Here is a 14,413-nt window from a genome sequence, read left to right as displayed (position 1 = left end):
CTTAGTTGCAAGGCTAACTGTTTTTATCTTTGATTTATATTATATAATATTAGTTTTACTCTAAAAAATTTACATTCTTTAAATACCACTAAACTTAATTGAGTTATTACATCCCTAATTCTTTAAATTCTCTACTTCCAGGTTTAACAACTGGTAATTTTCCTTCTTTGCATAAAGGACATTCATCAGATTCATAAACTTGTATATCAAGCTTTATAGCACTATATATAGGCATACCTATATCATGATTAGTTCTATCTGCTATACATGCAACACCTATAACTTCTCCACCTAATGCTTCCAATACTCTTTTTGTTTCTATAGTTGATTTACCAGTAGTTACAACATCTTCAGCAATTATTATCTTTGCACCTTTTTTAACTTCAAATCCTCTTCTTAACTCCATTGTATTGTCTTTTCTCTCAGTAAATACAGCTTCTTTTCCTAACTGTCTTCCTAACTCATAAGAAACTATTACTCCTCCCATTGCTGGCCCTACTACTAAGTCTATATCTAAGTCTTTTATTTGTTCAACAACTGTACTTAGTACTTCAGCAGCATACTCTGGAAATCTTAATACCTTTGCACATTGTACATATCTATTACTGTGCTTTCCTGAAGATAATAAAAAATGTCCTTCTAATAATGCATCACTCTTCTTTAATATATCTACTACATCTACTTTACTCATATTATTTTTCCTCCATATTAATGTTATAAAATTATTGTTTATTTAATCTATATCTTTTATTTTTTAAGTACTATTTATACTACATTATATAATTCCTTTGATTTCTTTCAAACTCTTTATTCCTTCTTTTTCCATAAAGTCATTAATTCCATCTATTATTTCAAGACCGATTTTAGGATTCATAAAGTTTGCGGTTCCAACTTGAATACAAGTAGCTCCTGCCATTATAAATTCTATAGCATCTGTAGCCTTAGTTATCCCACCCATTCCCATTACAGGTATATTTACATTTTTACACACTTCATGTACCATTCTTAGAGCTATAGGTTTTATAGCTGGTCCAGATAATCCTGCATATACATTCTCAAATACTGGTCTTCTATTTTTTATATCAATTGCCATCGCCTTAAAAGTATTCACTAGAGATACTCCATCAGCGCCCTCTTCTTCACAAACTTTTGCCATTCCTACAATATCTTCTGCATTGGGTGATAGTTTTATCACTAAAGGTAGTTTCGTTATGTTTCTTACCTCACGAACAACTTCTCTTGCTACTTCATTTTTTATACCAAAAGCCATCCCCCCAGCTTTAACATTTGGGCAAGATATATTCAATTCAATAATATCTATAGGTTTGTCATTTAACATTTGAACACCTAATAAATAGTCTTCTAATGTTCCACCTCCAACATTAGCTATTCTAACTAAGTCTAATTCACTAAAGAAAGGTAATTCATTATCTATAAATCCTTGAACTCCAGGATTTTCAAGTCCAACACTATTCATCATGCCAGATGGTGTTTCATGAACTCTCATACCATTGTTTCCAGGCTTTTTATTTAAAGTTAGTCCTTTACTGCTTATACCACCAAGTTTTTGTATATCATAAATGTCATTATATTCTCTTCCAAATCCAAAAGTTCCAGACGCCATTATTACTGGATTTTTAAATTCTATATTTCCAAATTTTACACTTAAATTAGCCATTAAAAATCACGTCCTCTCCCCAGAACACTGGACCATCTTTACAAGTCTTTTTATTTCCTTCATTAGTTTTACATGTACATACTAAACAAGCACCGATTCCACATGCCATATGGTTTTCAAGAGATACCATAATTCTTGTTTTAGTACCTTCTACCATCTTAACTAATTTTTCCATCATTGGAGTTGGACCACATGTTAATATGTAATCATATTTCTCCACATCAATTATATCTGTTACAAAAGTATTACCTACTGTTGTATGGACTTCGTTACACACTTGCTTATACTCATCTTCTAATATAACATCTTCTCTAAATCCAAGATATGCGTCACAGCTTTTTATATTTTTAGCAACTAAGTATAGTGGGGCCACACCGATTCCGCCTCCTACTAAAGCTACTTTTCCATCAACCTTAGTATATCCATTACCATAAGGTCCTTCTAACTTTATAGTATCATTTACTTTTAGGTTACTTAAAATTTGAGTTCCTTCTCCTACTACTTTATAAAGAAAAGTTATTCCTTCTTCATCTATATCATGTATACTTATAGGTCTTGAAAGTACTGGATAAGTATCCCATGCTCTTAGCATATAAAACTGTCCCATCTTACCTTCAAAATTACCTTTTACTTTCATTCTATACATATCTTCGCCTATGTATATATTCTCCAGAATTTTATACATCCCAAAATCTCCTTTATTTTACTATTATATGAGAGTTATTAATCTTCATTTATACCTAAAAGCTTTATTATTAAAGCCATTCTAACATACATTCCATATTTAGCTTGTTTAAAATATACAGCTCTATCATCATCATCTACATCTATATCTATTTCATTTACCCTTGGTAATGGATGCATTACTAACATGTCTTTAGATGCTTTTTCTAATTTAGATTTATTTAAAATATAATAGTTTTTAAGTCTTTCATATTCTGATTTATCTTCAAATCTTTCTTGTTGAACTCTAGTCATATATAAAACATCCAAACTTCCTATAACATCATCTAAATTATTAGTCTCATAATATGCATGTCCTTTTATAGCTTCTTTTATATAGTCTGGCATTTTCAATTCTTCAGGCGCTATAAATACAAACTTTGTATTTTTATATCTGGCCATAGCCTTAACCAAAGAATGCACAGTTCTTCCATATTTTAAATCACCACATAATCCTATTGTATGGTTTTCTAAAGTTCCTTTTAATGATTTTATAGTAAGTAAATCTGTAAGTGTTTGGGTTGGATGTTGATTCCCGCCATCTCCTGCATTGATAAATGGCACTTCCGTAAATCTAGCAGCCTCTGAAGCTGCACCTGATTGAGGATGTCTCATGGCTATTATATCAACATAACCAGATACTATTCTCATCGTATCACCTAAAGTTTCACCTTTTGATGCAGATGATGAACTAGGCTCTGAAAAACCTACAACACGACCTCCAAGTCTGTTCATTGCAGATTCAAAGCTTAATCTTGTTCTTGTTGATGGTTCATAAAATAATGTAGCTAATAGTTTGCCTTCACATATACGAGAATATTTTGACGGATTGTCAATTATTTTTTGAGCTAATTCTAATATTTCATCTATTTCTTCTATTGAAAAGTCTTCTGGTTGGATTAAATTTCTTGATTTTAACATCTTTCGTCCTCCTTTTTTAGCCTCTCTGAACTAAAATTAAAAGTATTTTTGTACTGTTAGTAGCTTACCACCTTTGCCTTATCCTGTCAAGGGATTGCACAAATAATCATTATATGGAAAGACTACTATTTAATAGTAATATCAGTCTTAATATTGGTCAAATGTAAACCAATACAAAAACGCTCTATATTACATTTAAAATATAATCATTTTTTGTTACCTGATTAAATTAAATATAGTATAGAGCGTTTATATTTATGTATTTATCAATTTGTCATATTACAAGTTGATTATAATATTCTTTTTGCTGTAACAAATCTTGCTGTATAGTATGCTGAATTTATACTAGTAACACGAACTGTTTTTCCTGTTGATGGAGAATGTATCATATTACCTCCACCTACATATATACCAACATGGCTAACAGAACCAGAACCATTAGTTGTGAAGAATACTAAGTCTCCTGGCTGTAAATTTGCTTTACTTACAGTTTGTCCATAATTAGATTGTGCTTTAGATGTTCTTGGTATTTTCTTTCCTACTGCATTTCTATATACATATTGTGTAAATCCAGAACAGTCAAAAGTGTTTGGTCCTTCTGCTCCCCAAACATATGGGCAACCTTGCTTAGAATAAGCCAAGTTAAGTACAGCTTGAACTGCATTAGAGTTAGCTGTTGGCACATTTGAATTATTGTTTTGTTGAGTGTCATTTGCATTATTTTGTTGATTGTTATTTGTAGAATTTCCATTTTGATTAACACTTGGATTTACTTCTGGTTCTTCTATTACTGGAGCTTTATCTGATATATAAGATGCTTTTACATACCCTTCAGTTCCTCCATCTTTAACTTTCAACCATTCTCCACTTTCTTCCAACACCAATAAAGAGCTTCCTTTTTCTAGCTCTTCGATTACTTCTGAACTTTCGCTCTTATCTTTTCTTAAATTTACTTCATCAGCGTTAGTATATCCTACACCTTCAGATATATCTACATATCTAGTAGCTAACCAACCTTCTCCATCTTCAACTTTAACCTTAACCCATTCCCCTTGAATTCCTAGAACAGTAAATTCATCTCCAGAATAAGCTATGTTCTGAACTTGACCTTCTTCTCTTATCTTTATAGCTACTCCATCTTTTATCTTTGCAACTTTATATTTTACTTCTTTATATTCGCCTAAATTTAATTCAGTATTTGTTTTATCATCCTTATTTTGAGATGAATCATTTACTTCATCCGCATTTACAATTGAACTTACTGATAATGCCATAACTGATGCAAATACTGGTATTAATATCTTTTTCTTCACGATAAACCTCCTAAAATTTTCCCATAATTATCTTATGATTCTATTTTGTAGGTGAAGTGTACCTAAGGATAAAATATTAATACACAATACATTAATAAAAGCTCTATCTGTAACTTTTTTGTAAACCACTTTATATAACTTTTATAGTATCATTATATTAATAAAATAAATCAATTAGTTTATCCAATATGTCACCTAAATATACATTATTTACTTAATTATATAATACGAGTCTGTAAAAGTAAAGAATTTTGTACCCTTAGAGGCTAAAGTACGCATAAATATTGTTTTATGTGTTTTTTTATGCGTTTCTATGTGGCATATATTTTTTGAGGGAATAACTACAAAGTTAGTCATTTTGTGAATTTTTTTACAATCGAATATAATCATTAATGCTTTCTTTAGGAATTTTGTAAATGTTTACTTCTAAATTCTTTTAGATTTCAGCTAATTGTTATTGTATGAGCATCTATCTTGATAAAAATATATTTATTTAAAAATAGGTAGTTATTTAGGATTGTTATAAATTAAAATTAAGTAAAATACCCATACCTTAATCATCTTGCCAAACTATCTAACTTGTCATAAAATTTTACACCAAAGCCTATTTTATCAGAATCTTTTGGAATCGTACCTACTTCTTCACAATTTCTTTTATATTGTTCTCTCACACTTTTAGGAGCATCTGCATATGTAAATTCTAAAAGTGTAACGTTTCCTCTAAAAAGGTGTAGCTTCTCCATATCATACTTAGGCAGTACATTAAAATTGACAATACTAGTTGCATTAACTTTCAAAAAAGTAATAGAAGATAATAGACATAAAGTTAATGCCATTAATATACCATTCTTATACTTCTCATTAAACATATTCTTCACTCTTTTTTTAATGTCAGATTGCTTATGTAGACCAGCTATAAATCTATTTGAAGTATTTGAACCCTTTCTCATCGCATTTAGAATTGTTAATGCATAATCCTTCTTTTCCTCTGAACTACGATTTTTTAAAACTCTTTCATCACAATAAAGTTCACAATCTAAATCTATATGTTTATCCATTATATATACAAATGGATTAAACCAATATACTATTTTTAAAAATAAAATTACATATTTTAAATAAAGGTCTCTACTCTTAAAATGCATAAGTTCATGCCTAAAAATCCAATCTAGTTCTTTTAGCTTATAATCATGTGGTGGTAAAAGCACACATGAATTAAAAAATGCTGGTGTTTCAACTTCATATGAGTACTTGAGCTTTATATTTTTTGTTATATCAAATTCGTTTAATACACTTTTATAAAGATTTACTATCTCTTCGTCATCAACTTCATAAGATAAATCGCCTATTAAGTTTTTAAGTTTTATATATTTGAATGTAGTATAAATTAAATATATCATTACAGATACAAGCCAAAAGTATAGTAAAATACTACTAATTATAGTTGAGACATTATTAAATCCCTCTAAATTTATGTTGTTGATATTAATATTTTTTTTACTTCTCAAGATATTTATTGTAAAAGTATAATATGTAAATGGTAAAAATAATTTAATAACAACTATCATCCATATATAATAGTTAAATTTTTTACTAAATCTTTTAAATACATTTTTCTTGAATATTAATATCAGAAGGATACTTAAACTACTCACTATAACAGTTCTAAAAATCCCATTTAGAATAAAGTTAGACATATATTTTTCCCCTATCTTATTTAATAGTGTTTTATAGTTAATTTTAGTTATCTCTTAATACTTTCATATCATATTTATTAATTAAAATATATATTTTCTTTAATAAATAACTATGTTTTATTATCTTATAGTTATTTTAAAGTATAATTTATTGAGACATCCTTATATTTAATTATAGCTTAGTAATGATTACTGTGCATTAAACATAATTAATTAATTTAATTATCTATAAATTTGACAGTTATAAATATATAAAGTCGAAGTTATAATAGAACAAAAATACTTTTCTTAAAAGTTAATATTAAAAAATACATAAGCTACTTACTATAAGAGTTCTAAAAAGTCCATTTAAAATTAAATCAACCATCAATTCTCACTTATCTTACTTATAGTATTTTGAATTTTGAGTTACATAATTTATAAATTAAAATAAAAAATGGCCCCCATTATCTGAGCCACATAATTTAAGGGCTGTACTACGTACAGCCCCTTTATATCTTAAATAATTATATCCTATTATTTATTAAGAGTAAATCTTAGTACCATCCTCTTAACTTCATAGCTTCAGCAACTTTCTTAATTGAATGCATGTAAGCAGCTTCTCTCATTGTAACATTGTACTCTTCTTTGATTTTCCAAATAGATTCAAATGCTTTAACCATAGCTACTTCTTCTTTTTGCTCTACTTCTTCTTCTGACCAGTAGTATCCGTATAAGTTTTGTACCCACTCGAAGTAAGAAACTGTAACTCCACCAGCATTAGTTAATATGTCTGGAGTAAGAACTATTCCTCTTTCAGCAAATACTTCATCAGCTTCTGGAGTAGTTGGACCATTAGCAGCTTCACAAACTAATTTAGCTTTTATAGATTCAGCAACTTCTTTAGTTATAGAGTTTTCTAATGCAGCTGGTATTACTATATCAACATCTGAAGCCCAGAACTCTTCTAAAGATATTCTCTTAGCTCCTGGGAAGTTTAATAAGTTACCATGCTCTTTTATATGATCTAACATTGCTTGACCATCTAATCCATTTTCATTGTATATAGCATAAGAACCTTCTGATTTACACCATTCAGCCATAGCTACAACAGTTCCACCAAGTTTTTCACAGTTAAGAACTGTGTAAGAACCAACGTTTCCTATACCTTGGATAGCTAATTTAGCTTTTTTCATATCTATTCCTAATTTAGCAGCAGCTTCTCTTGCAGTAACAGCAACACCAAATCCAGTAGCAGCTGTTCTTCCTAAAGAACCACCAAATTCAACTGGCTTACCAGTTAAAACACCTATAGCACTTTGTCCAGTTAATTTATTGTACTCATCAACCATCCAAGACATTATTTGTCCATTAGTGTTTACGTCTGGTGCAGGAACGTCAACTTTCTCACCTATTAATTTATATATTCCATCTATGTATCCTCTACTTAATCTTTCTAATTCACCTTGAGATAAAGTTGATGGATCTACTATTATTCCACCTTTACCTCCACCATATGGTATACCTGTTACAGAACACTTGAAAGTCATCCATATAGATAAAGCTTTTACTTCGTCTCTTGAAACATTTTGATGGAATCTTATTCCACCTTTTGTTGGCCCTACTGCATCATTATGTTGTGATCTAAATCCTTTAAAAGTTTTTATAGATCCATCATCCATTTTAACTGGAATTGAAACTTCTATAACTCTCATAGGTTCTTTTAATAATTCATAAACTGCTGGTTCCATACCTAATTTATCACATGCATTTTTTACTTGAGATTGCGCCATCTCGAAGACATTTACATCTTTTCCTGACATTTGAAAGCCCCCTTATAAATACGTTATAATTATGTATACTCCATTTAGAAAAACCATTTCCTAAATTTACAGTTTAATTATAGCACACTTTATTGCAAATTAGTATATCATTTTTTCAGTTTATTTTTTAACATGGGAGGAAGTTTATTTTTTTAATTTTATGAATGTTAATATCTATTTTTTGTACATTAACTAAAGTCATTTTCTCAATAGACTTTTTTATTATCTGTTGCATACCTTCAATTTTTTTTATAAATTCTAAATCATTGATATTTATACTTACAAAAATATTCATAAAATTATTGCAATTCTCTATATTGATTTTATTTATTCTATCAATGCTTTCAAAGTTGTATACTTCATATTCAATAATCTGTTTAATTACATCTTCATTGATATAAAATTTTCCAATATAGCTAAAGGTTGGTCTTATTATTGTTTTTTCTAAAACTACCATACTTCTATTATTTCCTTTTCTAAAAAGCCTCTTTAATGGATTTATACTAAGACCACTTGCCATACTTTTTATTTCAACTGCTGGAACAGGAATTACATGATTTCCTTCTTTTCTAGATTGTTTTGCTATTTCTATTTCATATTTAGTGCTTATATCTTGAATATTTATAAACTTATCGATTCCTTCAATTGACAATCTATCTACAATCTGATTAACCATTTTTTTTGATGTACCAATAATAAGAATCTTGCTTATATTTTCATTTTTAATTGTATCTCTAACTTCTTTCCTATGCTCCAAATTATAAAAAATAGCTCTTTTAACTGCTTCTATAGTAGTATTTGCTTGTTTTGCTGATATTCCAGCTAAAACCTTGTTTTTATATATTAAAATTCCATCATCAATTATATAATCTATATCATTTTCATATGCAAACTCTAAAGCCTTAAAACTCTTTCCTGTACCACTTGACCCAACCAAGGCATATACTTCCATTTTACATCTCCTTCATAAAACAGCTTTAAGCTATTTACTCAAAATTTTATTACACTTTATTGATTAAAATTATTATATCATTAACAGTTGAATATTATATCCAATACGAAATTTTATAAGCAAAAAATATACCACAATATGAAATTCTCTTACAAAAGACAGATTTCCTTCAAACAAAAAATTTATTGAAAAAATTTTACTTTTTTAAAAAAAGGAATATAATATATTTTAAAGCAAGAAAAACTTACTGGATTTACATTAGAAGGAGCTGGTAATATGAATATTACAAAAAATTTTTTAAGAGACTATTTAGAAAGATTTGGCGAAACACCATTTCTAGTTAGGCTTAAAGATGGAGAAGAATTTCTAATTGGAGATGGCTCTCCTCAGTTTAAAGTTATTGTAAATAATGATATTAGCAAATCTGAACTACTAAAAAGTACATCTTTAGCACTTGGAGAAGCCTACATAAATAGAGATATTGAAATTGAAGGAGATTTATTCTTAACTTTAAATCTACTTTTAAGACAAATAGACAAATTCAATATTGATAATTCAGCTGTAAAACATCTATTACACTCATCAAATTCAATGAGACATCAAAAGAAAGAAATACATGCTCACTACGATATTGGTAATGATTTTTATAGTTTATGGTTAGACAATACACTTAGTTATTCTTGTGCATATTTTAGAAATGATAATGATACTCTTTATGAGGCTCAAGTCAATAAAGTTCACCACATATTAACTAAACTAAATTTAAAAGAAGGTATGAGTCTTCTTGATATTGGTTGTGGTTGGGGATTCTTACTAATAGAAGCAGCAAAGAAATATAAGATTCATGGTGTTGGAATTACACTTAGTGAAGAACAATATAAAGAATTTAATAAAAGAATTCAGGAAGAAAATCTTCAAGATTATCTCGAAGTAAAGCTTATGGACTATAGAGAGCTTAAAAACTCAGACCTTATGTTTGATAGAGTTGTAAGTGTTGGTATGCTTGAACATGTTGGTAGAGAAAATTATGAGCTTTTTATTAAAAATGTAAATGCTGTTCTAAAGGATGGGGGATTATTTTTACTTCACTATATAAGTGGTCTTAAAGAGTCTTATGGAGACCCTTGGATAAAAAAATACATTTTCCCAGGAGGGGTTATTCCTAGTCTAAGAGAAATGATACATATCTGTAGTGATTACAAATATCATACTATAGATGTAGAAAACTTAAGATTACATTATGTAAAAACCTTATTATACTGGCAAAGAAATTTCTATGAAAATCTTCCAAAGATTAAAGAGATGTTTGATGATAAGTTTATAAGAATGTGGGACTTATACCTTTGTTCTTGTGCTGCTGCTTTCAACACTGGTATTATAGACATACATCAGATACTTTTCACCAAAGGTATAAAAAACGATTTACCTCTTACTAGAGAATATATGTATACTTGTTCAAAATAATATCTTTACAAACTATAACATAATCTAAACTTAGTTATAAAAATAGAGCTATTTCTAAACAAGATTACTCATTCTAGAATAGCTCTATTGATTAATTTATTATATTGTAAGCATTGCTCTACATATATCTTTATACACTATAGCAAAACTCTCCATTTTCTTTTATATTAAAAAAGTCTGCATAACATACATCAAATATCCTATTTTCTAAATCAGATATTTCAACTTTGTTTTTTATCAAATACGTTAATACACCAACATATGAAATATCGCCTTGTACAACAGCTCCATAAATTATATTGTCCTTAAAAACGAATTTTTTATAATCATTAATCCCATCTCTAGTTAATACTTTATAGCTATTATCTACTGGTGTATTCATACCTATAGATATGGTTGGTATATCCATGAAATTCATGCTATTTTTAAAAGCAAATTCATCTTCTATCTTTTTATCTTTTCCAACCATATTGTACGCAGCTACAATTCCTTGCTTTACTGCTAAAGGCCAAATAGCATTTTTACCAACAACATCACCAGCTGCATATATATCTTTTTGTGTTGTTTGGCACATATCATCTATTACTATACCTCTATCATATTCTATTCCTGTTCCATCTAGAAAATCAGCATTTGGTTTAACTCCTGTAGCCACAATTACCATATCAGCATCAAGAATCTCTCCATTTGAAAATGCAACACCTTTAACATTTTTATTATCATCCAAGACAATTTCTTGGATTGATGCACTTGGGTAAAATTTCACACCCTTTTCTTTAAACTTGTTTTCATATACTGAAGCTGTATATTCATCCAATTGTCTATCTAAAATGTACTTTTCCATAAATGCTACAGAAATATTTAACTGCTCATATTTAAATAATCCAACTAATGCATCTATACCAACTAGCCCAGCACCTATTATAACTACATTTTTAGAGTTTGCTGCTTTTTCTTTTATTTTATAAATATCATCTATGTTTCTCACAGAATATACAAAATTTCCATCTCTTAAATTTTTTATTGGAGGAATAGCAGAAGACGCACCTGTAGCTATTAAAAGCTTATCATAATTTACAGTAATATCTTCTGTCTGAACTACCTTTTTATTTATATCTATACCTTTAACAGTTTCACCTGAAATCCAATTTACATTATTTTTCTCCATAAAATCTTCATCAACAAAATTTATTTGTTTTAAAGTTCTGTGTTCAGATATAACATGATGTAACATACATCTTGAGTATATATTTTCATCTTTAGAAATTACTACTATATTTGAATCTTTATCTAATTCTCTTAATGTTTTTACTGCATTGATACCAGCAGCACTAGCTCCTAATACTACATAATTCATCGTTTTCCTCCTTCTGTAATTCAATTGCTCCACTTGGGCAATTAGCTACACATCTAGGATATTCCTCATCTTTACATAAATCACATTTAAGTATGTTTTGCTTGCTTCTGTCATCTGGCTTTAATAATCCATATGGACAAGACATTACACACATATAACATGAACCACATTTTTCTTCATCATAAGAAACGATTCCACTTTCGCTATCTTTATGCATTGCACCACTCATACATGCTAATACACATTCAGGTTCATCACAGTGTCTACAAAGAATTGGAACTGGATTATTATGCTTGCTATCTAACTCTATATGTCCTCTACTATCATTATCTATATTTTCTAAATCAAGAGTATACATATCATAGTCTTTATTGTGTTTTAGCATACATGCTAATACACAACTCTTGCATCCTGTACATAAATCTTTATTTATAAAAATTCTATGCATTACATTCCACATCCTTTAACCCTAAATTTTTTCTTCTGTCTATTATTATTTCTTCTAATTGATTAGCTGAAGATTTAGGGTCTGGATTCACTATAACATGTCCTCCTGTTAAGTCTTTTAATTTTTCTGTTAATACTTCTGTTACTAATTTTCCTCCTGTTATAAATGGAGGTAAAGCTAAATGAAGAGGTAAACCAAGAGCAAGACCAAAAGCTCCATCAGCTAATGCTTGTTCTTCCAACCATTGTGGCGCTGAAAGTACCAATGGTAATTGTGGTAAGTCTATTCCAAGCTCAGCTGCTAATTCAGTTGCTACTATTTCTAGTCTTCCTATAGCTAGACATGGACCAAAGTTTAATACTGGTGGTATCCCTAGAGTCTTACATACTTCTTTTAAGTTTTCTCCTGCTAATTCTTCTGCTCCAGGTGACATAAGACCAACATTTTCTAAGCCTCCAGTAGAACATCCTGCAGAAAGAACTATGATATCTTTTTTAATCAATTCTTTAGTAAGCTCAACAGTATTTACATCATGTCCTCCTGCTGTCATATTTGAACATCCTACAACAGCTGCAACACCTTTAATTTTTCCTTCTGCAATTAAATTAATGAGAGGTTTCCATGAATCTCCTAAAAACGCTTTTAAGTTCTTTTCACTTACACCAGTTAAAGATTGCTCGAATCCATGGTCTTTTGGTATGTCTATTTCAACACTTCCTCTTCTCTCCTTATAAGATTCTAATGCTTTTTCTATCAATGTATTACTAAGTTCATCTAATTTACTTCTGTCTAATCCTATATATTCTGCATTTGCTTTTTTGGCAACATCATCTAAGCAAACCATTTTAACTTTATATTTATCTGCTATTGGCTCAAGACCTGGTATAGTACAGTTAAACTCTGAGAGAACTATATCTATTGCTCCAGTTGATAAAACTGCTTCACTTGTAAAATTGTTACCTGCATGTCCAGCAAATACTTCTTGATAATGTTCTCCTCTTAATTGTAAATCTTGACCAACGCAAGTACATCCTACTAACTTAAAGCCTTTTGCTCCAGCAGCTTGAGCTAATTTTATAACATCTTCATCTTTTAATCTATCTTGGAAATTTGCAAATGTTGAATGTTGATGACCTGTTATCATTATATTTATGTAGTCTGGGTCTATTACATTAAATCCTACAGGAGCCATTCTTATAACTGGTTCCCCTAACATAACATCATTTAAAAGATTAGTTAGTGTAAGACCATATAATCCTGTTGATATACCTAGATTTAAACAGTTAACTAACATATCTACTGGATCACTATTTAAATTTGTTGATGATTTTACTATTGCATCAAAAACTTCTGACTTTGCACCACCAGGCATTATACCTAACTCTTTCCATTTCTTCACTCTAGGTGCATAAGCTATTTTTTCTACCAATTCCATTTTGTCATCTCTTGATTTATATAAATCATTAATAACTTTATCAGCAACTTTTATACATTTATCATATTTTTCATCACTTTCAATTCCAAACATCTCTGCTAATTGATTTAATGTTTTTTCTCCTTTAATAACACCTTTAGTTATTCCAACATTCTTTAAATTCTTAGCTGTATTTTCTACCACATGTAAATAACAAGCTGCTCCTGATGCTACAGCTCTTAAAAAGTTTCTTGCTACTATAGTGTCTGCATCTGCTCCACATATACCTCTTGGAGATTTAGGAGTTACTCTACATGGTCCATTTGAACAGAGTCTACAACAAACCCCCTGAAGTCCAAAACCACATTTAACTTTTTGATCTTCTGTTCTATGAAATGCTGTTTCAACATCCTTTGAAGCTACAAAACTTTCTAATTTCTTGTCTGCGCTTTCGCACATTTTACAAGTGTTACAAGCCATTACAAATTCCCCCTTATATTTTTATATTAAAAAAGTAGATTAGATAGCTTTATTATAATTGATTATAATTTAACTATTAAAATCTACTTATTTAATACCACGTTTTACCATATCCTAAACAAAATATAAATTATTAAAATAAATATATATATTTATTTTTTTTT

Annotated in this window: 12 protein-coding genes; 1 reads left to right on the top strand and 11 read right to left on the bottom strand. The window is 29.3% G+C overall.

Annotated features, from left to right (window positions below; translation table 11 throughout):
- Positions 1-106 precede the first annotated feature (106 nt).
- The 8 genes from pyrE to ACTG46_RS01420 all read right to left on the bottom strand — a co-directional run bounded on the left by pyrE (position 107) and on the right by ACTG46_RS01420 (position 9,086).
- A complete protein-coding gene (pyrE, locus tag ACTG46_RS01455) occupies positions 107-691 on the bottom strand; it encodes an orotate phosphoribosyltransferase (RefSeq protein WP_054268753.1) in 585 nt (194 codons plus the stop codon).
- An 84-nt stretch (positions 692-775) separates the two neighbouring features.
- Positions 776-1,678 carry a dihydroorotate dehydrogenase gene (locus ACTG46_RS01450; protein ID WP_054275610.1) on the bottom strand — a complete coding sequence of 301 codons (903 nt, stop codon included), beginning with the start codon at positions 1,676-1,678 and terminating at the stop codon, positions 776-778.
- Positions 1,671-2,363 (bottom strand): dihydroorotate dehydrogenase electron transfer subunit, encoded by a 693-nt coding sequence (locus tag ACTG46_RS01445; RefSeq protein ID WP_479923451.1) that lies wholly within the window; start codon positions 2,361-2,363, stop codon positions 1,671-1,673. The genes ACTG46_RS01450 and ACTG46_RS01445 overlap by 8 nt, the downstream gene beginning before the upstream one ends.
- A 38-nt stretch (positions 2,364-2,401) precedes the next feature.
- Positions 2,402-3,322: an aspartate carbamoyltransferase gene (gene pyrB, locus ACTG46_RS01440; RefSeq protein ID WP_054275608.1), complete on the bottom strand. Its 921-nt coding sequence runs from the start codon at positions 3,320-3,322 to the stop codon at positions 2,402-2,404.
- A gap of 290 nt (positions 3,323-3,612) precedes the next feature.
- Positions 3,613-4,635: a C40 family peptidase gene (locus tag ACTG46_RS01435; protein WP_479923450.1), complete on the bottom strand. Its 1,023-nt coding sequence runs from the start codon at positions 4,633-4,635 to the stop codon at positions 3,613-3,615.
- Positions 4,636-5,192: 557 nt separating this feature from the next.
- Positions 5,193-6,332, bottom strand: a complete 1,140-nt coding sequence (locus ACTG46_RS01430) for a M56 family metallopeptidase (protein WP_479923449.1) — start codon at positions 6,330-6,332, stop codon at positions 5,193-5,195.
- A 536-nt stretch (positions 6,333-6,868) separates the two neighbouring features.
- Positions 6,869-8,134: an NAD-specific glutamate dehydrogenase gene (gene gluD, locus ACTG46_RS01425; RefSeq protein WP_054268747.1), complete on the bottom strand. Its 1,266-nt coding sequence runs from the start codon at positions 8,132-8,134 to the stop codon at positions 6,869-6,871.
- A 127-nt stretch (positions 8,135-8,261) separates the two neighbouring features.
- Entirely contained in the window at positions 8,262-9,086 is an 825-nt protein-coding gene (locus tag ACTG46_RS01420; protein ID WP_054268746.1) for a hypothetical protein, read from the bottom strand.
- Between the two features lie 276 nt (positions 9,087-9,362).
- Here ACTG46_RS01420 and ACTG46_RS01415 point away from each other — a divergent pair, with 276 nt between their 5' ends.
- On the top strand, positions 9,363-10,550 hold the full coding sequence (locus ACTG46_RS01415) for a class I SAM-dependent methyltransferase (protein ID WP_407814221.1): 1,188 nt from the start codon (positions 9,363-9,365) through the stop codon (positions 10,548-10,550).
- Between the two features lie 130 nt (positions 10,551-10,680).
- Here the strand turns inward: ACTG46_RS01415 and ACTG46_RS01410 are convergent, their stop codons facing one another.
- From ACTG46_RS01410 to cooS, 3 genes are read right to left on the bottom strand one after another with little or no spacing between them, the layout of a single operon-like run.
- Positions 10,681-11,907, bottom strand: coding sequence for an NAD(P)/FAD-dependent oxidoreductase (locus tag ACTG46_RS01410; RefSeq protein ID WP_054275606.1), 1,227 nt, complete (start codon positions 11,905-11,907; stop codon positions 10,681-10,683).
- The gene (locus ACTG46_RS01405; protein ID WP_054268743.1) at positions 11,882-12,355 is read right to left on the bottom strand and encodes a 4Fe-4S dicluster domain-containing protein; all 474 of its coding nucleotides are present in this window, start codon (positions 12,353-12,355) and stop codon (positions 11,882-11,884) included. Before ACTG46_RS01405 ends, ACTG46_RS01410 begins: the two co-directional genes overlap by 26 nt.
- The gene (gene cooS / locus ACTG46_RS01400; RefSeq protein WP_054275605.1) at positions 12,348-14,249 is read right to left on the bottom strand and encodes an anaerobic carbon-monoxide dehydrogenase catalytic subunit; all 1,902 of its coding nucleotides are present in this window, start codon (positions 14,247-14,249) and stop codon (positions 12,348-12,350) included. Before cooS ends, ACTG46_RS01405 begins: the two co-directional genes overlap by 8 nt.
- Positions 14,250-14,413: the final 164 nt, after the last annotated feature.

The organism is Clostridioides sp. LIBA-7678 (assembly GCF_056716065.1).
Note: the sequence above shows the minus strand (reverse complement) of the source record. Positions and strands in the feature narration are given on the sequence as shown.

Bases quoted from the DNA above. Each gene is read 5' to 3' on its own strand.
- pyrE (WP_054268753.1), bottom strand. From the start codon at position 691: ATGAGTAAAGTAGATGTAGTAGATATATTAAAGAAGAGTGATGCATTA.
- ACTG46_RS01450 (WP_054275610.1), bottom strand. From the start codon at position 1,678: ATGGCTAATTTAAGTGTAAAATTTGGAAATATAGAATTTAAAAATCCA.
- ACTG46_RS01445 (WP_479923451.1), bottom strand. From the start codon at position 2,363: ATGTATAAAATTCTGGAGAATATATACATAGGCGAAGATATGTATAGA.
- pyrB (WP_054275608.1), bottom strand. From the start codon at position 3,322: ATGTTAAAATCAAGAAATTTAATCCAACCAGAAGACTTTTCAATAGAA.
- ACTG46_RS01430 (WP_479923449.1), bottom strand. From the start codon at position 6,332: ATGTCTAACTTTATTCTAAATGGGATTTTTAGAACTGTTATAGTGAGT.
- gluD (WP_054268747.1), bottom strand. From the start codon at position 8,134: ATGTCAGGAAAAGATGTAAATGTCTTCGAGATGGCGCAATCTCAAGTA.
- ACTG46_RS01420 (WP_054268746.1), bottom strand. From the start codon at position 9,086: ATGGAAGTATATGCCTTGGTTGGGTCAAGTGGTACAGGAAAGAGTTTT.
- ACTG46_RS01415 (WP_407814221.1), top strand. From the start codon at position 9,363: ATGAATATTACAAAAAATTTTTTAAGAGACTATTTAGAAAGATTTGGC.
- ACTG46_RS01410 (WP_054275606.1), bottom strand. From the start codon at position 11,907: ATGAATTATGTAGTATTAGGAGCTAGTGCTGCTGGTATCAATGCAGTA.
- ACTG46_RS01405 (WP_054268743.1), bottom strand. From the start codon at position 12,355: ATGCATAGAATTTTTATAAATAAAGATTTATGTACAGGATGCAAGAGT.
- cooS (WP_054275605.1), bottom strand. From the start codon at position 14,249: ATGGCTTGTAACACTTGTAAAATGTGCGAAAGCGCAGACAAGAAATTA.